The following is a 22,002-nucleotide window of genomic DNA, read 5'->3' as shown; positions in this document are numbered from 1 at the left end:
AGATGTCAACACAGCCAAAGCTTATAAGGTTTAATCAAAATGTATTGTCAAAATACCAGATTTACAATAGTATTTTTATGACATTGCCTTTTGATACCATTACAAAAACAGGAGCATTATTGCCATTGTTTCATGAAACCTGTAAAAAAGGTTTTGAAGCTGGAGAAAATCCAACAACCATCGTCAATGACTTTTTTAAGAAATATCAAGCAAGACGATCAGAAAAAAGTCAGATTGATTTATTGTTCCGTTTTATACAATATATAGAACGCCAAGTGGTATTGTTTGATGCTATTGAAGATGCCGCTTTTCCTGTAGTAAATAATATGGATGGGATTGGAACATTACGTAGTTTAAAAGAATCGGCTTCTGCAGAAAATAAACTGGCAACCCTTCAAAAATATCTTCAGAAATTTAAAGTTAGAATAGTGCTTACAGCGCATCCAACTCAATTTTATCCGGGATCTGTTTTAGGTATTATTACAGATTTGACAGAAGCGGTTAAAGAAAATGACTTATTGAAAATCAATGATTTGTTAGCGCAACTTGGAAAAACACCATTTTTTAAACACGAAAAGCCAACACCTTATGATGAAGCGGTAAGCTTAATTTGGTATTTGGAAAATGTATTTTATAAATCCTTCGGAATGATTTATGATTACATTCAACAAAATATTTTTGACGGAAAACATATTGATAATAATATAATTAATATCGGTTTTTGGCCAGGAGGTGATAGAGACGGAAACCCATTCGTTACTCCAGAAATAACTCTAAAAGTTGCCGACAGGTTGCACCGAACAGTCATTAAAAACTATCATAGAGATATCAGGATGCTACGACGTAAATTAACCTTTCAAGGTGTAGAAGATAGAATTGTCGCGATTGAGAGAGAGCTTTATAAAATTATAACAAATAAAAAATCTAAACTCACTATAGATTTCTTCAAGAATGAATTAACCGAAATCAAAGGGTTGATTATTGCTAAGCATCAATCGCTTTATGTTGACGAGGTTAATAGTCTTTTAAATAAAATTCATTTGTTTGGGTTCCATTTTGCAAACCTTGATATTCGTCAAGATAGTAGAAAACATGCTCAGTTTTTTGACGATATGGTTAATGTGTTAATTAAAAGTGGGAGTAAGATATTTCCGAAGAATTACCACGAATTATCCGAAAAAGAACACATCCAAATTTTGTCAAAAGTTGAAGGCTCAGTTGATCTGTCACTAATAAAAGACGAAGAAACGTTAAAAGCTTTACAAACAATGCGAGCTATTAAAACGATTCAAGATAATAATGGTGAGCTAGCTGCAAATCGATATATAATTAGTAATAATCAAACGACATTGCACGTGATGCAGTTATTTGCGATGCTTAAATTAGTAGCATTTCATGACAAATTAACTGTTGATATTGGACCCCTATTTGAAACGATTACAGATTTGGAGAATGCACCAGCAGTTATGGGTCAGTTATATGCCAATCCTGAGTACGCAACGCATTTAAAATCAAGAGGAAATAAGCAAACCATTATGCTTGGATTTAGTGATGGTACCAAGGATGGTGGTTATTTAATGGCTAATTGGGCAATTTATAAAGCCAAAGAAAATTTAACAACGGTTTCTAGACAACATGGAATTACTGTAATTTTCTTTGATGGCAGAGGAGGGCCTCCAGCGCGTGGAGGAGGGAAAACGCATAATTTCTACGCCTCATTAGGACCTACGATAGAAGATGATGAAGTTCAATTAACAGTCCAAGGTCAAACTATTAGTTCAAATTTTGGAACTTTAGAATCGTCGCAATATAACTTAGAGCAACTAATTAGTTCTGGGATTTATAATAGTTTAAGCGATAAGGATTTAAGAATGCATCCAGATAATAGATCGGTCATGGATGACTTGTCTAAATTGAGCTATGAAGCTTATAAAAATTTTAAAGCACATCCTAAATTTATTCCTTATTTGGAGCATATGAGTACTTTAAAATACTATGCTAAAACTAATATTGGGAGTCGTCCTTCAAAAAGAGGAAAGGCAGAAGGCTTAGTTTTTGAAGATTTAAGAGCTATCCCATTTGTAGGTTCTTGGAGTCAATTAAAGCAAAATGTTCCCGGATTTTTCGGAGTTGGCACAGCGCTTAAGCATTATGAGGATACCAATCAATTTGATAAGGCGCAACTTCTATTTCAAACATCAGATTTCTTTAAAACACTCATTGAAAATAGTATGATGTCCTTGTCTAAGTCATTTTTTGATTTAACTAAGTATATGAGTGAAGATCCTGAGTATGGAGGATTTTGGAATGTCATTTATAATGAATATCAAACCTCAAAACGTTTGCTTTTAAAGCTTACCGATTATAAAGAGCTTATGGAAGAAGAGCCTGCAGGAAAAGCATCTATCGCAGTTAGGGAGTCTATTGTTTTGCCATTGTTGACGATTCAGCAATATGCTTTAAAAAAGATACAGGAACTGGAGAAAAACGGTATTACTTCTGGTGAAGAAATAGAGATTTATCAAAAAATGGTAACACGTTCTCTCTTCGGAAATATTAATGCTAGTAGAAATTCAGCTTAAAGGTTATGAATTATATAGAAAGCGCTTGTTGATTTATAAGTGCTAAACGTTTTATTTTATGGTGCTCTCTTAATTAGACATTATATGACGACTTTGACTGGTTATTTCAGTTTAGAGCATAACAAACCCTCAAAAATTTCTTCTTGAGGGTTTATTCCCTAACTAATTAAATAAAATAACAATCTTAATGCTCATTCAATCTGAAGTCTGGATAGGCATCCATACCATGTTCATGAGCGTCAAGGCCTTCTAATTCTTCTTTTTCTGAAACTCGTATTCCAACTGTTTTCTTTATAATAAAAATGATTAAAAATGAAGACGTAATGCAGATTGCTGCGTAGGAAGCAACGCCAATCAACTGACTTGCAAATTGTGCTCCACTGGCTAAATTACCGAAGAGACCAACAGCTAAAGTTCCCCAAATACCACAAACTAAATGTACTGCGATAGCTCCAACAGGGTCATCGAGTTTTAATCTGTCAATTAGAGATACTGCAAAAACAATTATTGCTCCAGCTATTGCACCAATTAAAACAGCATCTGTTGGACTCATCTGATCCGCACCTGCCGTAATGCCAACTAATCCTCCTAAAATCCCATTTAAAAACATAGTTAAATCCATGTTTTTAAATCTTATAAACGATACTAAGGCAGCTACAATGCCTCCAGCTGAGGCGGCTAAACAAGTAGTAACTAATGTTATTGATGTTAATTCTGGATCTGCAGATAAAACAGAACCTCCATTAAATCCAAACCAACCTAGCCATAAGATAAAAACTCCGGCTGTCGCTAGTGGGATGTTATGTCCTGGTATGGCTTGGGGTTTTCCGTCTTTTAATTTTCCAATTCTAGCACCAAGTAAACAAACAGCTACTAATGCTGCCCATCCACCAACAGAATGCACTAACGTTGACCCTGCAAAGTCATAAAAAGGAGTTTCTAGAGTTTGTAAAAACCCACCTCCCCATTTCCATGAGCCTGCAATAGGATAAATTAAGCCTACGTAGATTACAGTAAAGACCATAAAAGGGCCAATTTTCATGCGTTCTGCGACAGCTCCAGAAACTATAGTCGCGGCTGTTGCTGCAAACATGCCTTGAAATAAGAAATCTGTCCAATACGTATAGCCTTCATTATAAGCCAAGTCTAAAGTGCCAGCGTCATTTAATGGAGCGTCCAGCCCAAATCCAGCAAATCCTAAAAACCCATTAAATTCTCCTGGATACATTAAATTAAAACCGACTATGCAGTACAGTAGTAATCCAACGGTAATTATAAATATGTTTTTAAATAAAATATTAATTGTGTTTTTTTGACGTGTTAGTCCGATTTCTAAAAATGCAAAACCTAAGTGCATAAAGAAAACGAGTGCAGTACAGATCATCATCCATACATTATTTGTAGTAAGTAATTCCATGTTTTTTATTTTAAAGTGTTTCCTCCTTTTTCTCCTGTTCTAATTCTGTAAACTTCATCGACGTTAGAGATAAATATTTTTCCATCTCCAACTTCCCCAGTTGAGCCAGCTTCTAGAATGGCTTTAATGGTCACAGCCTCAAAGTCATCATTAACGACAATTGATAAATAGCGACGTTGTATATCGCTTGTGCTATAGGATACGCCTCTATAAACATGTCCTTCTTTTTCATTACCTAATCCAGTGACGTCCCAATAGGAGAAGAAATTAACACCCACTTCATGCAGTGCTTTTTTTACTGCGGAAAATTTTGATTTCCTAATGATTGCTTCTACTTTTTTCATAATTTCTAGTGTTAGTTATTTTAATTAAAATGTGTAAATGGCACCAACTACAAAAGAGGCTAGGCTTTTTGTATTCATTAAATCTGTATCGATAAAAATGTCCTCAGACCCACTATCTAATCTTAATTCGGGCTTGATCGTTAAATCATCTAAAGTGTAGCTTCCTGTTAACGTTAATCCAATTACACTAAGGTCATCTTCTATAAATTCGCTCATGGTTTGGAAATATTCACCTCTTAAACCCAAGGAGAAAGACTGGTTTATGCTATATTGTGGATAAAGATCGACACCATAAAAGCCTTCGCCATCATTGTCTGCATAAGCAGCATTTATACCTATGAAGAATTCGTCTGAAGCATCAAATCCACCAGTATAATCGATTTCAAAGCCTAGGCCTGCGTCATCATATAGTAGATTTAAATAGTGACCACTATAGCCCAATTGAGCTCCGATTGCATAACTTCCGTCAGGATTAAACTCGGTAACATCTGTTTGATTGAATACACCCAACATTAAGCTTAGGTCTTCAGATAATGTGAAATCTGCTTTTATACCTGTATGAGAAAATGGACCATTTGAGAACAAATATGATGTCGAGTAGTTAAAGTTTCCTGCAGGCGCAATAACTTCATATCCTAAGAAGGTATTAAACTTTCCAAACGTAAGTTTTGTGTTTTCGCTTATATTGTAGAACACAAATAATTGATTTAGTACGGTTGCACTGGCAGCTTCGCCGCGTGGACCAAATACTAAATCTGCCACTCCTCCGACTTTGCCTTTTTCGTAAGAGGCAATAATATTTGCCATACCTAGCGAAAATCCTGCTGTGTCAGCAAACGATGTTCCCGGTGCAATTTGGTCTTGATCATTTGGTGCTGTTAAATTTGTTCTGTGGTAGACATCAACACTTCCCTCAAAAGAGAATTTTTTACCTGAAGTGTTTTCTGCTGTTTCTTGGGCTGTTAATAGTATTGATATAAATACTAAAATTAAAGTAAATAAATGCTTCATAAAAATTGTTAGTTATAGATTATTTGAATCAAATCTATATAAAAAGACGTATTACTATATAAAAAATAGGGTTACTTTAGATATTTTTATTAATTTATAATTTTTAACCCCTAAAATTTAGGGGTTAAATTATTTTAACATATTTTTTTGTTAAATTGATAATTGACTTTCGTGAAAAAGTAGAGGATAAACACTAAATATTTAAAGATCATAGTCGTACGCAAACCTTTTCGTAAAAAAAAGTGATTTATATTGATTTATTTTCATTGTTGATTTAACAGTGAGGTAACATGTTCATTATATATAGTGTAATTAAATAGAGTCATTTTGTGAATTCTTGAAAAGTGTTTCCGACTTTTTTTTAATCAAACTATAGCATCTATATTACAGATATAATGAGGTCTGAAAAACCTTTAAATTTTCTGAATTATGCTGAAGAAACAAGGGTTGTATTTACCAGAATTTGAACATGATAATTGTGGTGCTGGATTTATATGTAGTTTAACGGGTAAACGCTCCAATGATATCATTCATAAAGCGCTCGAAATATTAGTCAAATTAGAGCATCGTGGTGCTGTGAGTTCAGATGGTATAACTGGAGATGGAGCAGGTATTTTAATTGATATTCCACACAAGTTCTTTAAGATATTTTGTGAGTTCGATTTGCCTACAGCTGGAGAATATGCAGTTAGTAATGTGTTTCTTCCTAAAAAGGAGAATCAACGTCAATATTGTATTGATATTTTTGAAGCTGAAATTAAAAAACAAAATCTTAAATTAATTGGCTGGAGAGATGTGCCTGTTAATAGTGCTGTTTTAGGAGATATTGCTAAAGTGACAGAGCCTTTTGTAAAACAAATTTTTATTGGAAAGACTGACGACAAACAAACAGATAGAGATTTTAACTTAAAATTATTTGCAGCCCGTAAAATTACAGAACATACCATATATGACTCAAAGTTATCTGAAGCACAATTCTTTTACCTACCCAGTTTATCAACTAAAATTATAATCTTTAAAGGTTTACTAAAACCAGAGCATATTAATGAGTATTATCTCGATTTGTTTAATTCGGCTTTAGATACAAGGTTAGCTTTAGTGCACCAACGTTTTTCTACGAATACTTTTCCAACATGGGATTTAGCACAACCGTTTAGGTATATATGTCATAACGGGGAGATTAATACACTAAGAGGAAATGTGTCACGTATGTTTTCACGTGAAGAAATTATGGAAAGTCCCTTGTTTGGAGATGACATTAAAAAGATAATCCCAACGATTTTAAAAGGAAAATCAGATTCAGCGACCTTAGATATGGTGGTTGAATTATTATTAATGACAGGTCGTTCACTACCTGAAGCAATGATGATGCTCGTGCCAGAAGCTTGGGAAAAAAACCCAAACATGTCTGATGCTAAAAAAGCATTTTATGAATACAACTCTTGCCTAATGGAGCCTTGGGATGGGCCAGCTTCCATTCCGTTTACAGATGGTAATTTCATTGGTGCGGTTTTAGATAGAAACGGATTACGCCCTTCGCGTTACACCGTGACAAAATTAGGTAATGTTATTATGTCTTCGGAAACAGGAGTTGTCGACATTAAACCAGAAAACGTTGAATATCACGGTCGTTTAGAGCCGGGGAAAATGTTTTTAGTGGATATGAATAAGGGTAGAATTATAAATGATGAAGAAATAAAAGAAGAGATAGCTTCAAGACATCCTTATAGAAAGTGGTTAGATGAAAACCTGGTGCATTTACGAGATCTTAAAGCTAAAAAAGGACCAATTAAATATGATGAAATTGAATTAAAAAAGCGTGAAATAGTTTTTGGATATACGCAAGAAGATTTAAATACTATTATTAGTCCGATGGCCCAATTGGGTAAAGAGCCTATTGGTTCTATGGGAAGCGACACGCCAATTGCTATTTTATCTGAGCGTCCACAACTTATTTACAATTATTTCAAACAATTGTTTGCTCAAGTTACTAATCCGCCTTTGGATGGTATTCGTGAGGAATTAATTACTGATATCAGTTTAACTTTAGGCAGCGATGTTAATCTATTTGATGTTAACGCAGACCATTGTAAAAAGTTAAAAATCCAGAACCCTGTCATTTCAAAACATGATTTGGATAAGATTAGAGATTATGATACCAATCCTGATTTTAAAATCGAATCTATTTCTATGTTATATGAAGTAAATCGAGGTTTAAATGAATTGGAAGTCGCTCTTGAAAATTTAGTTATTAAAGCTTCAAAAGCAATTGATAATGGTGCAAATATTATAATCCTTTCAGATAGATATGTTGATGAAAACCATGCTCCAATTCCAGCATTACTAGCTTGCTCATATGTAAATCATGCCTTACATAAACTAGAGAAACGTTCGAGAGTTAGTTTAATTATAGAATCTGCAGAGCCTCGTGAAGTGCATCATTTTGCTTTATTATTTGGTTTTGGAGCGAGTGCCGTAAACCCGTATATCGTAAATGAAATTGTTCAGGAACAGATAAATAATTCAGACATAGATTTAGAATACCTCGATGCCATTAAAAATTACAATAAAGCAGTAGGTAAAGGCATCTTGAAAGTGATGAATAAAATTGGAATTTCAACGTTAAACTCTTATCGTGGTTCACAGCTTTTTGAGTGCATTGGAATCAATACAAAGACAGTTGAAAAATACTTTCCAAATACACCAACCCGTATTCAGGGTATTGGTCTTAGAGAAATTGAGCAAGAAATTGTAAAGCGTCATAAAAGAGCATTTCAGTCCAATGATACAGATGCAGATATAGAAATAGGGGGTGAATATAGGTGGAGACGTGGTCAAGAAAAACACATGTTTAATCCGTTAACGGTTGCCAAACTTCAAGAATCTGTAAGAACCAACAAGGCCTCTACTTTTAAGGAGTATTCTGATTTGGTAAATAATCAATCTGAGCACTTAATGACAATTAGAGGTTTATTTGAATTCGATCAATTCGATCCTATTCCTTTAGATGATGTAGAGCCTTGGACAGAGATCGTAAAACGCTTTAAAACTGGAGCTATGTCTTATGGTTCAATTAGTAAAGAAGCGCACGAAAATTTGGCAATTGCCATGAATAGAATTGGAGGTAAATCTAATTCTGGCGAAGGCGGAGAAGATCAAGAACGTTTTTATAAGAGTTCGCAAGGTGATTGGAAAAACTCGGCCATTAAGCAAGTGGCTTCAGGCCGTTTTGGAGTCACATCCAATTACTTAACAAGTGCGAGCGAAATTCAGATAAAAATTGCTCAAGGCGCGAAGCCTGGTGAAGGCGGACAATTACCTGGGCCAAAAGTGAATAAAGAAATTGCAAAAACACGAAACTCAACACCTTATGTTGGGTTAATTTCACCACCACCACACCATGATATTTATTCAATTGAAGATTTGTCACAATTAATTTACGATGTAAAGTCGGCAAATAGATCAGCACGAATCAATGTGAAGTTAGTTTCAGAAATTGGCGTAGGAACTGTCGCGGCAGGAGTTGCCAAAGCAAAAGCAGATGTTATTTTAATTGCTGGTTTCGACGGTGGAACTGGAGCAACACCTTTAACTTCTCAAAAACATTGTGGTTTACCTTGGGAGTTAGGGATCGCTGAAGCGCAACAAACATTGGTGATGAACGATTTGAGAAATCGAATCGTTTTAGAATGTGACGGACAGTTAAAAACGGGTCGGGATGTTGCGATTGCATGCTTGTTAGGCGCTGAAGAGTTTGGTTTCGCAACAGCGCCTTTAGTCGCTTCAGGTTGCATTATGATGCGTGTGTGTCATTTAAATACCTGTCCTGTTGGTATTGCCACACAGAATCCTGAGTTGCGTAAGAAGTTTAAAGGCAAGCCAGAGCACGTCGTTAACTACATGTATTTTGTAGCTCAAGAAGTACGTGAAATTATGGCTAAACTTGGGTTTAGAACAATCAATGATATGGTAGGGCAATCTCAAAAATTAAATAGAAATAAAGCGATTGATCATTATAAGTCGTCAGGTATCGACTTAACACCAATTTTACATAAAGTAAAAGTTGCTGACGATGTTAAATTATATAATACCTACTGTCAAGACCACAATTTGAGTGTGCATTTAGATTTCAAAATTATTAAACAAGCGCATCAAGCATTATTTCGAAGACAAAAAACACATCTAGAAATGCCTATTACGAATATAGATCGCGCAGTTGGCGCCATTATAAGTAACGAAATCTCTAAAATTTATGGAGCTGATGGTTTGCCCGATGACACTATTAATATTGATTTTAATGGATCTGCAGGACAAAGTTTTGGAGCTTTTGCAACCAAGGGGTTATCATTTACAGTACATGGAAATACTAATGATTACCTCGGAAAAGGATTATCTGGTGCAAAATTAATCATCAAAGTACCAGAAAAATGCACTATTATTCCAGAAGATAATATCATCACAGGAAACGTCACCCTCTATGGAGCAACGTCAGGAGAGGTTTACATAAACGGAAAAGCTGGAGAACGATTTTGTGTTAGAAATTCTGGAGCAAAAGCAGTAGTTGAGGGTATTGGAGATCATGGTTGCGAATACATGACTGGGGGAATTGCAGTTATTCTTGGTACCGTAGGACGAAATTTTGGAGCAGGAATGAGTGGCGGAATTGCCTATGTACTAGATGAAAAAGACCAGTTCAAACAAAATTGCAATTCAGACGATCTAAATATTGATCCAATTATATTCAAAGACGATATAGAGCAACTAAGACAATTAATCAGTAACCATGTTGTGGCGACGTCGAGTCCGTTAGCAAAGCGTATTTTAGAAGATTGGGAAAACTACCTTCCGAAGTTTAAAAAAGTGCTACCAGAGGAATACAGACAAGCCTTAGTGAGATTAAAACAAGAACAATTAGAATTAGCTTAGATTATGGGAAAGACAACAGGGTTTTTAGAGTATAGGCGTCAAGACGAAAGTTATATAGTTCCTGAAAAACGTATTGATAATTATAAAGAATTTACAATTCCGTTAGAAGAAGAAAAGCTAAAAAATCAAGGTGCACGTTGCATGGATTGTGGCATTCCGTTTTGCCATAGTGGTTGTCCGTTAGGAAATTTTATTCCGGACTTTAATGATAAAGTCTATAAAGGTAAATGGAAAGAAGCTGCTGAAATTTTACATAAAACTAATAATTTCCCTGAATTTACTGGTCGTTTATGCCCAGCACCTTGCGAAGAAGCTTGCGTATTGGGAATTAATGAAGATCCTGTAACAATTGAAAATATTGAAAAAAATATTGTTGAAACCGCTTTTAATGAAGGATGGATCGTTGCGAATCCACCAAAAGTAAGAACTAAAAAAACGGTTGCAGTCATTGGGTCTGGACCTGCTGGATTGGCTGCTGCACAACAATTAAATCGTGCAGGACATACCGTTACTGTTTTTGAACGCGATAAAAAAGTTGGTGGTTTATTACGTTACGGAATTCCAGATTTTAAAATGGAAAAAAATGTTATCGATAGACGGATAACAGTTTTAGAAGAAGAAGGTATTGTTTTTAAGACCAATGCTCATGTTGGAGAGAATATAGACGCGAATCATTTAAAAGATGAGTTTGATGCTATTGTTTTATGTGGAGGTGCTACCGTTAGACGAAGCATTCCAATTCCTGGAGCAAATTTAAAGGGTGTGACTCAAGCGATGGATTTCTTAAAACTAAACAATCAATATGTTGATGGTTTAGTTGATTTTGGAGCAGTGATTTCCGCAGAAAACAAAAACGTTATTGTTATTGGAGGAGGAGATACAGGTAGTGATTGTATTGGGACTTCCAATCGTCACGGAGCAAAATCAGTGACTAATTTTGAGATTTTAAGTAAGCCGTCTGAAGGTCGTCCAGCACACCAACCTTGGCCATATTGGCCTATGAAACTGAAAACAACATCGTCTCATAAAGAAGGCGTAGAGCGTTTTTTTAGTGTATCAACCAAAGAATTTATTGGAGATAAAAAAGGAAACTTGAAAGGGTTAAAGACTGTTGAAGTGGAATGGGTTTTTAAACAAGGCGAACGACCTCAATTAATAGAAGTTGAAGGGACAGAAAAAGAATGGGAATGTGATTTAGCTTTATTAGCTCTCGGATTTACAGGAGCTGAAAAAACACTTGCTGATCAATTTGGTTTAGATATGGATTTTAGAACCAATATTGAAGCATCAACAAAAGATTACACAACTAATGTTTCTGGAATATTTGCTGCTGGAGATATGCGTCGTGGACAGTCATTGATTGTTTGGGCAATTTCAGAGGGTCGTCAGGCTGCATATCACGTAGACAGGTATTTAATGGGAGAATCTTATTTGCCTTTAAAAGATGATAGTGATTTGCCTAGAGCCTAATACATGGGAAATCGAAGATTCACGAAGACCCAATTGTGAAATAAGAATCGATGGGTAATTCAGAAAGCTGTTAAACAAGAAATAGTAACACTAGATTATTAAAGCCCAAAAAATAAATTGATAGTTTGAGTGCCGTTAAAAAGCGTGTATTATTAAGACCTTTAGATAATCTTCAATATGTTATTTTGTTAAAGACAAAGAGCTTGAAGTGTCACTGGGTAGTAATCCTTTTGCAATTGATAAACCTGAATTGCCCGCTTCTATTGCGGCTATTTTCATTCAAAATATGTTGCCTTAAAGAACGAGATCCAATTTGATTAGATCTCGTTTTAGAATTAGTCTTAGATGATGTAATCTGTACTCACAAAATTTGACGCTCTAGAGTTTAATAAATCCTTTAAAATGGCATTATTATAAGCATTGTCTTTTGAAGCAACAAACGTTCTAATTGAAAATGCACGTAATGCATCGTGAACACTCAAAGTCGCAACAGCAGAATCTTTTCGGCCTGTAAACGGATAGACATCTGGTCCCCGTTGGCAAGAGCTGTTTAAGTTTACTCGGCAAACTAAATTTACTAGAGTATCGATTAAAGGAGCTAATGTTTTTACATCTTTACCAAACAAACTTACTTGTTGTCCGTAATTTGATTCGGCCATATCGTCTAATGGCTCCTCTATATCTGAAAATGGGATCACAGGAATTACAGGTCCAAATTGTTCTTCCGCATACACTCGCATATCTTTTGTTACAGGATACAAAACCGCTGGGAAAATATAATTATCAGTCGTTTCTCCTCCTTTTTTATTGATTATTTTCGCGCCTTTTCTATTAGCATCATCAATTAACTCTTGGATATATGCTGGTTTATCTGGTTCTGGTAAAGGTGTTAGTTTTGCGCCGTCATCCCAAGGGTTTCCAAATTTTAAAGCATCTACCTGTTCTGAAAAACGAATATTGAACTCATCAACAATATCTGTGTGCACGTATAGCACTTTTAAAGCAGTACAACGCTGGCCATTAAAAGACGTTGCCCCGGCAATACATTCACTTATAGCTAAATCTAAATCGGCATCTTTTAAAATAATTGCTGGATTTTTCGCTTCTAAGCCTAAAACCATGCGAAGACGGTTACTTTTTGGATGTTCGTTTTGTAAGGCATTAGCAGATTTACTGTGACCAATTAAAGCTAGTACGTCAACTCTACCATCTTTCATAATTGGAGTAGCCACCATTCTCCCTCTGCCATAGATGATATTCACAACACCTTTTGGAAAACTGTTTTGAAAGGCTTCTAATAAAGGGGATAACAATAAAACACCCAGCTTTGCAGGTTTAAAGACGGAAGTATTTCCCATAATTAGTGCTGGAATTAAAAGCGCAAAAGTTTCGTTTAGTGGATAATTATAAGGTCCTAAACATAACACGACACCAAGCGGTCCCCTTCTAATATGAGCGTTAACGCCCGCATTTTTTTCAAATTTAGCACTATCACGATCCATTTGTTTGTAGTCTTCAATAGTATCGTAAATATAGTCTACTGTTCTATCGAACTCTTTTTCTGAATCTGGTAAATTTTTTCCAATTTCCCACATTAACAATTTAACAACTTCTTCGCGTTTGGTTTTCATTTGCTTTACAAACTTTTCCATACATGCAATACGATCTATAACCTTCATCGTTGGCCATAAACCTTTGCCTTTATCATAAGCTAAAACTGCTGCGTCAAGCGCTTCTATAGCTTCTTTTTCTCCTAAATTTGGAATGCTGCCTAGTAATGTGGGTTGGTACTCTTCAGTAGAAGAGATTGAAGAATATACTTTGGATCTGGCGCCAGTCCAAGGGATTAATTCCCCACCTACTAAATACGTGTTTTGATTTACTATTTCATTAATTTGGTACTGCTTTGGAATCTTCATAATCTTTTTTAGACTAAGGTCTGAAATAAATCTGGTTTTTGGAATTTTAATAGGTTTTTTTTAAACTAGAAACTGAAACAAGTCAGGCTTATTATTTAAATAATCTCCATAGAAATTATGAAGCTTCATTTTGGTAATTAAAGGTTCTAAATCATTAGGTGATTTTAATTCTAAACCTACTACTGCAACATCGTTTTCACGGTTTGCTTTTTTTGTGTATTCAAAATGTGTAATATCATCTGTCGGACCTAAGATTTCTGCAACAAATTCTCTTAAAGCGCCTGAGCGCTGCGGAAACTTAACAATGAAATAGTGTTTTAGATTTGCGTAAAGTAGGGCACGTTCTTTAATCTCTGCAGTACGTGTAATATCGTTATTGCTTCCGCTAATCACACACACTACATTTTTGCCTTTTATCTCTTCGGAAAACTGATCTAAAGCAGAAAGACTCAAAGCTCCTGCAGGTTCAACAACGATGGCATCTTTATTATACAGGTCTAAAATAGTTTGACAAATTTTGCCTTCATCAACTTCAACTACACGGTGCAGAGTTTCTTTACAAATGGCAAAGTTTAAATCACCAACGCGTTTAACAGCAGCCCCGTCTACAAAGCTATCTATGGTTTTCAACTCTGTGTTTTTATTATTTCTAATGGACGTTAACATAGAAGCTGCGCCTTTTGGTTCGACACTAATAACTCTAGTTTGTGGTGATAAAATCTTAAAAACAGAGGATAACCCTGCAGCAAGTCCGCCACCTCCCACCGCTACAAAAACATAGTCAATTGGATGGTTTTTAGCCTGTTCTATAATTTCTAAACCCACCGTTGCTTGACCTTCAATCACTTTTTTGTCATTAAACGGATGAATAAAGGTTTTATTTAATCTTTCAGATTGTGTCATTGCGGCGTGGTAGGCGTCATCAAACGTATCCCCAACTAAAATAACATCTATGTAGTCTTCGCCAAACATTTTTACCTGCTCAATTTTTTGATTAGGTGTTGGTGAAGGCATAAAAATAGTGCCTTTAATTTTTAATAACTTACAAGAGAGGGCAAAGCCTTGCGCGTGATTACCGGCACTTGCACAAACAATTTCATTCTCTATTTGAGACGTATTTAAAGATGATATTTTATTATAAGCACCACGTATTTTATAAGAACGAACTTCTTGTAAATCCTCTCTTTTGAAATAAATGTTGGCTCCAAACTGCTTAGAGTAGCGTGTATTTTTTATTAAAGGTGTCACAGATGCGATACCTTTTAATTTTTTAGCAGCAGCTTCAATTGCTTCTAGAGTCGGTCTGTAGGTTGTTTTTGTTTCTTCCATAATTCCTGCGAAAACAGGAATTTCTTTTTCCTGTCATCTTTTTTAATACCTGTTAGGTTTGAAAAACCTGACAGAATAAATATATTTCTATCTTAGCCCTTCGTTCCGAGAATTATTGGGTGCGCTCAGTGTGATATTATAACTTCATTTATGTTCTAAGCGAAAACTGAATCTTTAACTGTAGTCGTTTCAATCCCTTTCATTAACGTCATAGCCGCTCTTAAACGTTGACCAACCGCTTCAATTGGGTGACTCCTAATTGCATTATTTACTGCAATTAATTCACTATTATCTACTGAGTTTGACGTCGAAAATGATTGACCAATAACATCCGTTTTTACGGTTTCCATAAAATCGGCTAATAAGGGCTTACAGGCATGGTCAAATAAGTAACAGCCATATTCTGCAGTATCAGAAATCACGCGATTCATCTCAAATAATTTTTTTCTAGCAATTGTATTTGCAATTAATGGTAATTCGTGTAAGGATTCGTAATAGGCAGATTCTTCAACTATGCCTGTACTTACCATCGTTTCGAATGCTAATTCTACGCCAGATTTTACAAAGGCTACTAACAAAACGCCATGATCAAAATAGGCTTGTTCACTAATATAATTGGAGGTTAGCTTTGTTTTTTCAAATGTAGTCTCGCTAGTTGCAGCCCTCCATTTTAATAGATTTACATCAGCGTTAGCCCAATCTTCCATCATTGTTTTTGAAAAATGACCTGAGATAATATCATCCATATGCTTTTCAAAAAGCGGACGCATAATATCTTTTAATTCTTCAGAAAGTTGATGTGCCTTAATTTTTGAGGGGTTAGATAACCGATCCATCATATTAGTTATTCCGCCATGTTTTAAAGCTTCAGTAATGGTTTCCCAACCGTATTGAATTAGTTTTGCAGCATAGCCAGCCTCTATTCCTTCTTCTATCATTTTGTCAAAGGATAAAATGGCACCTGTTTGTAGCAAACCACATAAAATAGTTTGTTCGCCCATTAAATCAGATTTTACTTCGGCAATAAAGGAGGATTCTAAAACGCCCGCTTTATGGCCGCCAGTTGCGACAGCATATGCTTTTGCCTGAGCCCAACCTTTTCCTTCAGGATCGTTTTCTGGATGTACAGCAATTAAGGTTGGTACTCCAAAACCACGTTTGTATTCTTCACGAACTTCAGTTCCTGGGCATTTCGGTGCGACCATGATCACGGTCAAATCTTCACGCACTTGTGTGCCTTCTTCAACAATATTAAAACCATGAGAGTAGCTCAATGTTGCTCCTTCTTTCATTAAGGGCATCACCTTTTTTACAACATTAGAATGTTGCTTATCTGGTGTTAAATTTAATACCAAATCGGCACTAGGAATAAGCTCTTCATAGGTGCCAACAGTAAAATCATTTGATCTTGCATTTTTAAAGGAATCTCGTTTTTGGTCAATGGCTACTTGACGTAAGGCGTAAGAGATATCTAAGCCAGAGTCACGCATATTTAAACCTTGATTTAAACCTTGTGCACCGCAACCTATAATTACGATTTTCTTTCCTTTTAAAATGTTGACACTCTCTTCAAATTCTGAAGCGTCCATAAAGCGGCACTTTCCTAATTGTTCTAATTGATTTCTTAATGATAATGTGTTGAAATAATTTGACATTTTTTCGGTTGTTTTTAATGTTGCAACGCCTTGAGCATTGTAGATATTTTCATTTCGTCTTTAGTCACTGCAATACGTCCAGAGCGGGTGAATTGCATGATTCCAAAAACGCTTAGTTCTCTGTGTAACAAGTCTATTTCTTCTTTTCTTCCAGATTTTTCAATTACAAAAAATTCTTTATTGACAGTGACGATTCTAGCGTAACTATCTTTTATGATATTCTGAATTTGACGTTCATTGAACAATAAGTCAGATTTAATTTTAAATAAACATGTTTCTTGGTAAATCGTCTCTTCTTCGGTATGATAATACGCTTTAATGACTTCGACTTGCTTTTCAATTTGACCTATGATTTTTTTCATTTGGTCTTCAGAAAGTTTAACGACCATAATCCATTTAGTGACATTTTCAATTTCAGAAACTGAAGAATTAATACTTTCTATGTTAATATGTCGTCTTTGAAAAATTGCCGAAATACGGTTTAACAATCCAATATTGTTTTCAGTGTAAATCGATACGGTATACAATTGATGTTCGTCCATTCTGCTTTTATGTTTAGCGCTCTAATATTCTGTTCATATGCTCTTTTTGTAGTCTACTCCAATCTCATCTCTGAAACACTTGCTCCTGTAGGAATCATAGGGAATACATTGCCCTCTTTTTCCACTCTTACTTCTAGAAAATAAGGGCCATCGCTAGCAATCATTTCTTTAATGGCATCTTTTAAGTCTGTTCTGGTTGTTACTTTTCTAGCATCAATAAAATACCCCTTGGCAATCGCTACGAAATCGGGGTTTACCATTTCCGTAGAAGCATAACGTTTATCGAAAAAGAGCTGTTGCCACTGACGAACCATACCGAGGAATTCATTATTTAAGACCACAATTTTAACCGGTACTTTTTGCTGAAAAATGGTCCCTAACTCTTGAATGGTCATTTGGTAACCGCCATCACCAATAATGGCGACTACTTCACGTTCTGGTGCAGCCATTTTTGCTCCAATTGCTGCTGGTAAGGCAAAGCCCATAGTGCCTAATCCACCAGAAGTAATGTTGCTTTTAGTGGTGTTAAATTGAGCATAGCGACAGGCAATCATTTGGTGCTGGCCAACATCACTCACAATAGCCGCGTCACCTTTGGTTTGTGTATTAATTTCTTTGATGACTTCTCCCATCGTTAAGCCCTCTTTGGTGGGATATAAATCGCCTTTAATGACTTTCTCGTATTCTATTTTATATAAATCCTTAAACTCCTGGTGCCACACTTTATGTGAATTCTCATTCAATAATGGTAATAACGCGTTTAAACTTGCTTTGGCATCTCCTAAAACAGCAACGTCTGTCTTTATAATTTTATCAATTTCTGCAGGGTCTATTTCAAAATGAATCACTTTTGCTTGCTTCGCATAGGTTGCTGTATTTCCTGTAACACGATCATCAAATCGCATTCCAATTGCAATTAAAACATCACATTGGTTGGTTAATACATTTGGAGCATAATTGCCATGCATCCCTAACATGCCGACGTTTAAATTGTGAGATGTGGGTAATGCTGAAGCTCCTAAAATAGTCCAAGCTGATGGAATTCCTGCTTTTTCAACTACGGCTTTAAATTCCGCTTCCGCTTCACTTAAAATCACACCTTGTCCCCAAACTATTAAAGGTTTTTTTGCGGTGTTTATTAATTTGGCAGCAGCTATTAATGAATTTTTATCTGTTTCAGGTATTGGAACATAACTGCGTATTCTTGTGCATTTTTCGTATTTAAAATCGAATTCTTCAAATTGTGCATCTTTCGTAATGTCAACTAAAACAGGTCCTGGTCTTCCGCTTTTAGCGATATAAAATGCTTTCGCCATCACTTCAGGAATCTGAGAGGCTTTAGTAATTTGACAATTCCATTTGGTCACAGGCGTAGAAATACCAATAATATCGGTTTCTTGAAAGGCATCAGTTCCTAATAAATGTGAGCCTACTTGACCAGTGATGCACACCATTGCAGTTGAGTCTATTTGCGCGTCTGCAATTCCTGTGATTAAATTGGTAGCTCCCGGACCAGAAGTTGCTATAGCGACACCAACTTTACCAGAAATTCTTGCATAACCTTGAGCAGAATGTGTAGCGCCTTGTTCGTGTCGTGTTAATACGTGATGAATTTTATCCTGATACTTGTATAGTTCGTCATAAACGGGCATAATTGCACCTCCAGGATATCCATAAAGGATCTCTACACCTTCGGCTAACAAACACTTTATGATGGCTTCGCTACCAGAGATTCGCTCAGTAGTTTGATTGTTTTTTATTTGGGCATTTATAGTTTGTGTATTCATGTTTTTTCTCCCTAAACCCTCCTAAAGAGGGAGCTGTTGTTTGATTACTCGTATTCTTGTGTTCTTAACTGTTGTGCTACTTTTTTAACTTTTAGTTTTCTCTGGTCACTTTCCTGTCTGCTCAGGACGGTGTTAGAACTCGTCAGTAACGCAGCCCTTAGATGCTGATGATACTGTTTTTGCGTATTTATAAAGGACACCACGCTCAAATTTCAGCGCTGGTGCTTTCCATGATTGTCTTCTTTTTTGTAATTCTTCTTCGGAAACTTCAACTGAAATAGAATTGGTTTCTGCGTCTATTGTAATGATATCACCATCTTTAACTAATGCGATTGTCCCTCCTTCTTGAGCTTCAGGAGTTATGTGTCCAACGACGAAACCGTGCGTTCCTCCAGAAAACCGTCCATCGGTAATTAGTGCAACATCTTTACCTAAGCCTGCACCCATAATTGCGGCTGTTGGTTTTAGCATTTCTGGCATTCCTGGTCCACCTTTTGGTCCTTCGTATCGAATGACAATAACATCTCCTTTTTCTACTTTTCCGTCTCTAATGCCATCATTCGCTGCGTATTCACCTTCGAATACTTTCGCTTTTCCTTTAAAACTTAAACCTTCTTTTCCTGTGATTTTAGCGACACTTCCTTCAGTTGCTAAATTTCCATAGAGCATACGTAAGTGACCAGAAACCTTGATTGGATCTTCAATGGGTTTGATAACGTCTTGTCCTTCTTTTAGGTCGTCAACATCTAATAAGTTCTCTGCGATTGTTTTTCCCGTGACGGTTAAACAATCCCCGTGAAGCATGCCTTTTGTAAGTAAATATTTCATCACTGCAGGAATTCCTCCAATAGTATGAACATCTTCCATAAGATATTTCCCACTCGGTTTTAAATCAGCTAGAAAGGGTGTATTATCACTTATATCTTGAAAATCTTTAAGCGTGAACTCTATTTGAGCTGCTCTTGCTATTGCTAGAAAGTGCAATACTGCATTTGTTGAGCCTCCTAAAATAGTGACTAATCGAACCGCATTTTCAAGAGATTTCCTAGTAATAATATCACTTGGTTTTATATCTTTCTCTAAAAGCAACCTCAAGGCCTCACCAGCTTTAACAGACTCTTCTTTTTTAGCATCGCTTAATGCTGGGTTAGAAGAATTGAAAGGTAGCGCCATGCCTAAAGCCTCAATTGCAGACGCCATTGTGTTAGCAGTGTACATGCCGCCACAAGCTCCTGCACCAGGACATGCTTTTTCAACGATACTCTGGTATTCGTTTTCATCCATTGTGCCCGCGACTTTAGATCCCCAGGCTTCGAATGCAGAAACCACATCTAATTTTTGTCCGTTGTGGCAACCAGAATCAATGGTTCCGCCATAGACTAGTATTGATGGGCGATCAAGGCGTATCATTGCCATTAATGCTCCCGGCATATTTTTATCACAACCCACAACAGTTATTAAACCGTCGTAACTCATGGCTTGAACTACAGTTTCCATAGAATCTGCAATGATATCTCGAGATGGTAATGAGTAACGCATTCCTGGTGTTCCCATAGAAATTCCGTCGCTTACACCAATGGTATTAAAAATTAATCCTATGATGTCTTCATTTTTCGTACCTACCTTTACCAATTTTGCTAATTCATTGAGGTGCATATTACATGGGTTGCCTTCGTAACCTGTGCTTGCAATCCCAACTATAGGTTTAAAAAAATCTTCTTTAGTTAATCCAATGGCATGCAACATTGCTTGCGCTGCTGGTTGCGTTGGATCTTGCGTTACGGTTCTACTGTATTTGTTTAATTGACTCATATTTCTATTTACTCAAACTAAAGTACTTGTTTGGTTTATGTTACCTTCTATTGTTATTCTGTAGAGGTTAAACTCAATAGTTTAAAATTGTAGTTAATTAATTGAATATCAAATTTTTAAATATAAACTTCTATGATGTTCAAAAAGCAGTTTTTATATATAAAAAAATCTCTATAAAAAGTAAGGCTATAAATTAGCTTATTGTTTAGGTCATTAACGGGCCACTTATCTCAATGAAATATTAATAATTGAAATGATTTAACTGTAAGTTGTAGTTTAAGGTGTTATTTTCTAATGTTAAATTGAAATAAACTGTTCAAATTCAAAAAAACCAATCTTTTTAGACTCAGTTTCTAAAGTGAAGCATTAATTATCAGCTTCGTTTGCAATCCATGCTATTCTATTTCGAATTATAAATGTAGTTAAGTGCTAAGAACTTTAGCGATAGGTATATATTTAGATAATTTAACTATTTTAAAAATGTTAATATTTAAATATTATTTTGCTTCTTTAGTAACTGGGTAAGGCTGTGAATTTATAAAGTTCAGAGTAAATCAATTTCAAATTGTCATTATGTTTTGCAATAAGATAAGGTTCTAAGAAATAACAATCGAGGGGAATTGATCGACACTATAAAATAGAAGAATAAAATTTAACTTAATACTAAATTATGTATATTTAGGCTGGCATGTATTTTAATTTCTAATGTATTATTACAAATTGATCCTTGTTATTTTATGAGCAACCTCTGGGCTAAGATTAAAAGAAATAGAGCCCTCCCCTATAAACGGGCGGGGTACTTAGAAAGTAAATGAACAGCTAAAAACAAAAGCGCACTAGATTTAATTTAAAATCGTGAAACTATGAGCAAACCTCCGTATAAAGAATTGGAAAAGGAGCTCGTTGCATTAAAAAAAAATGTAATTGCTTCTTCACAAGAACTACTATATAAAAAGTTCTTTGATAATATGGCAGACATGGTTGATGTTATAGAACTTATTTATGACAAGAATGGACAACCCATCGATTTCTATATCAGGGTAATAAATATTGCTTTCGCAAATTTTTTTGGCAAAACCCAAGAACAATTAATAAATAAAAAAATATCATCAATTGTTGATGTTATAGAAGACCATTGGTTTACCTCTTTTGCTAGTGTTGATAAGACAGGAGAAGAAATTAGATTTAAGAGTTATGGCGCAGCATAT

General features: G+C 35.5%; 12 protein-coding genes and 1 pseudogene. 4 read left to right on the top strand and 9 right to left on the bottom strand.

From position 1 onward, the window contains the following. The first annotated feature begins 2 nt into the window (after positions 1 to 2). Entirely contained in the window at positions 3 to 2,582 is a 2,580-nt protein-coding gene (locus tag ACJAZK_RS10015) for a phosphoenolpyruvate carboxylase (RefSeq protein ID WP_415223826.1), read from the top strand. A gap of 184 nt (positions 2,583 to 2,766) precedes the next feature. On the opposite strand, the gene ACJAZK_RS10010 is transcribed toward ACJAZK_RS10015, so the two are convergent. The 3 genes from ACJAZK_RS10010 to ACJAZK_RS10000 are packed head-to-tail and all read right to left on the bottom strand — an operon-like array spanning position 2,767 to position 5,354. After that, positions 2,767 to 3,999 (bottom strand): ammonium transporter, encoded by a 1,233-nt coding sequence (locus tag ACJAZK_RS10010; protein WP_415223825.1) that lies wholly within the window; start codon positions 3,997 to 3,999, stop codon positions 2,767 to 2,769. A gap of 5 nt (positions 4,000 to 4,004) precedes the next feature. Further along, positions 4,005 to 4,343: a P-II family nitrogen regulator gene (locus ACJAZK_RS10005; protein ID WP_028871480.1), complete on the bottom strand. Its 339-nt coding sequence runs from the start codon at positions 4,341 to 4,343 to the stop codon at positions 4,005 to 4,007. Between the two features lie 24 nt (positions 4,344 to 4,367). After that, positions 4,368 to 5,354: an outer membrane beta-barrel protein gene (locus ACJAZK_RS10000; protein WP_415223824.1), complete on the bottom strand. Its 987-nt coding sequence runs from the start codon at positions 5,352 to 5,354 to the stop codon at positions 4,368 to 4,370. 429 nt (positions 5,355 to 5,783) lie between these two features. On the opposite strand from ACJAZK_RS10000, the gene gltB reads away from it, so the two are divergent. Next, positions 5,784 to 10,280, top strand: a complete 4,497-nt coding sequence (gene gltB / locus ACJAZK_RS09995) for a glutamate synthase large subunit (RefSeq protein ID WP_415223823.1) — start codon at positions 5,784 to 5,786, stop codon at positions 10,278 to 10,280. Positions 10,281 to 10,283: 3 nt separating this feature from the next. After that, complete coding sequence (locus ACJAZK_RS09990) at positions 10,284 to 11,750, top strand: glutamate synthase subunit beta (RefSeq protein ID WP_415223822.1); 1,467 nt, start codon at positions 10,284 to 10,286, stop codon at positions 11,748 to 11,750. 341 nt (positions 11,751 to 12,091) lie between these two features. Here ACJAZK_RS09990 and ACJAZK_RS09985 read toward each other — a convergent pair whose 3' ends face one another. The 6 genes from ACJAZK_RS09985 to ilvD all read right to left on the bottom strand — a co-directional run bounded on the left by ACJAZK_RS09985 (position 12,092) and on the right by ilvD (position 20,794). Continuing rightward, positions 12,092 to 13,669: an NADP-dependent glyceraldehyde-3-phosphate dehydrogenase gene (locus ACJAZK_RS09985; RefSeq protein ID WP_415223821.1), complete on the bottom strand. Its 1,578-nt coding sequence runs from the start codon at positions 13,667 to 13,669 to the stop codon at positions 12,092 to 12,094. Between the two features lie 60 nt (positions 13,670 to 13,729). Then, positions 13,730 to 14,998 carry a threonine ammonia-lyase IlvA gene (gene ilvA, locus ACJAZK_RS09980; RefSeq protein WP_415223820.1) on the bottom strand — a complete coding sequence of 423 codons (1,269 nt, stop codon included), beginning with the start codon at positions 14,996 to 14,998 and terminating at the stop codon, positions 13,730 to 13,732. 155 nt (positions 14,999 to 15,153) lie between these two features. After that, positions 15,154 to 16,653, bottom strand: coding sequence for a ketol-acid reductoisomerase (gene ilvC, locus ACJAZK_RS09975; protein ID WP_415223819.1), 1,500 nt, complete (start codon positions 16,651 to 16,653; stop codon positions 15,154 to 15,156). 14 nt (positions 16,654 to 16,667) lie between these two features. Continuing rightward, on the bottom strand, positions 16,668 to 17,195 hold the full coding sequence (gene ilvN / locus ACJAZK_RS09970) for an acetolactate synthase small subunit (RefSeq protein ID WP_028872384.1): 528 nt from the start codon (positions 17,193 to 17,195) through the stop codon (positions 16,668 to 16,670). A gap of 53 nt (positions 17,196 to 17,248) precedes the next feature. Beyond that, entirely contained in the window at positions 17,249 to 18,982 is a 1,734-nt protein-coding gene (gene ilvB, locus ACJAZK_RS09965; protein WP_415223818.1) for a biosynthetic-type acetolactate synthase large subunit, read from the bottom strand. A gap of 132 nt (positions 18,983 to 19,114) precedes the next feature. Continuing rightward, positions 19,115 to 20,794 carry a dihydroxy-acid dehydratase gene (ilvD, locus tag ACJAZK_RS09960; protein ID WP_415223817.1) on the bottom strand — a complete coding sequence of 560 codons (1,680 nt, stop codon included), beginning with the start codon at positions 20,792 to 20,794 and terminating at the stop codon, positions 19,115 to 19,117. Between the two features lie 863 nt (positions 20,795 to 21,657). Between ilvD and ACJAZK_RS09955 the strand changes: the two are divergent. Beyond that, positions 21,658 to 22,002, top strand: a pseudogene (locus ACJAZK_RS09955) (PAS domain-containing sensor histidine kinase); the annotation flags it as partial.

The sequence above is a fragment of the Psychroserpens sp. genome (genome assembly GCF_047633235.1).
In the GTDB taxonomy this organism is placed as follows: domain Bacteria; phylum Bacteroidota; class Bacteroidia; order Flavobacteriales; family Flavobacteriaceae; genus Psychroserpens.
This window is presented reverse-complemented; position numbering and strand designations above follow the sequence as displayed.

Excerpts from the sequence above, each read along its gene's own strand:
- ilvB (WP_415223818.1), bottom strand. The coding sequence starts at position 18,982 with ATGAATACACAAACTATAAATGCCCAAATAAAAAACAATCAAACTACT.
- ACJAZK_RS09985 (WP_415223821.1), bottom strand. The coding sequence starts at position 13,669 with ATGAAGATTCCAAAGCAGTACCAAATTAATGAAATAGTAAATCAAAAC.
- ACJAZK_RS10015 (WP_415223826.1), top strand. The coding sequence starts at position 3 with ATGTCAACACAGCCAAAGCTTATAAGGTTTAATCAAAATGTATTGTCA.
- ilvC (WP_415223819.1), bottom strand. The coding sequence starts at position 16,653 with ATGTCAAATTATTTCAACACATTATCATTAAGAAATCAATTAGAACAA.
- ACJAZK_RS10010 (WP_415223825.1), bottom strand. The coding sequence starts at position 3,999 with ATGGAATTACTTACTACAAATAATGTATGGATGATGATCTGTACTGCA.
- ACJAZK_RS09990 (WP_415223822.1), top strand. The coding sequence starts at position 10,284 with ATGGGAAAGACAACAGGGTTTTTAGAGTATAGGCGTCAAGACGAAAGT.
- gltB (WP_415223823.1), top strand. The coding sequence starts at position 5,784 with ATGCTGAAGAAACAAGGGTTGTATTTACCAGAATTTGAACATGATAAT.
- ilvA (WP_415223820.1), bottom strand. The coding sequence starts at position 14,998 with ATGGAAGAAACAAAAACAACCTACAGACCGACTCTAGAAGCAATTGAA.
- ACJAZK_RS10000 (WP_415223824.1), bottom strand. The coding sequence starts at position 5,354 with ATGAAGCATTTATTTACTTTAATTTTAGTATTTATATCAATACTATTA.
- ACJAZK_RS10005 (WP_028871480.1), bottom strand. The coding sequence starts at position 4,343 with ATGAAAAAAGTAGAAGCAATCATTAGGAAATCAAAATTTTCCGCAGTA.
- ilvD (WP_415223817.1), bottom strand. The coding sequence starts at position 20,794 with ATGAGTCAATTAAACAAATACAGTAGAACCGTAACGCAAGATCCAACG.
- ilvN (WP_028872384.1), bottom strand. The coding sequence starts at position 17,195 with ATGGACGAACATCAATTGTATACCGTATCGATTTACACTGAAAACAAT.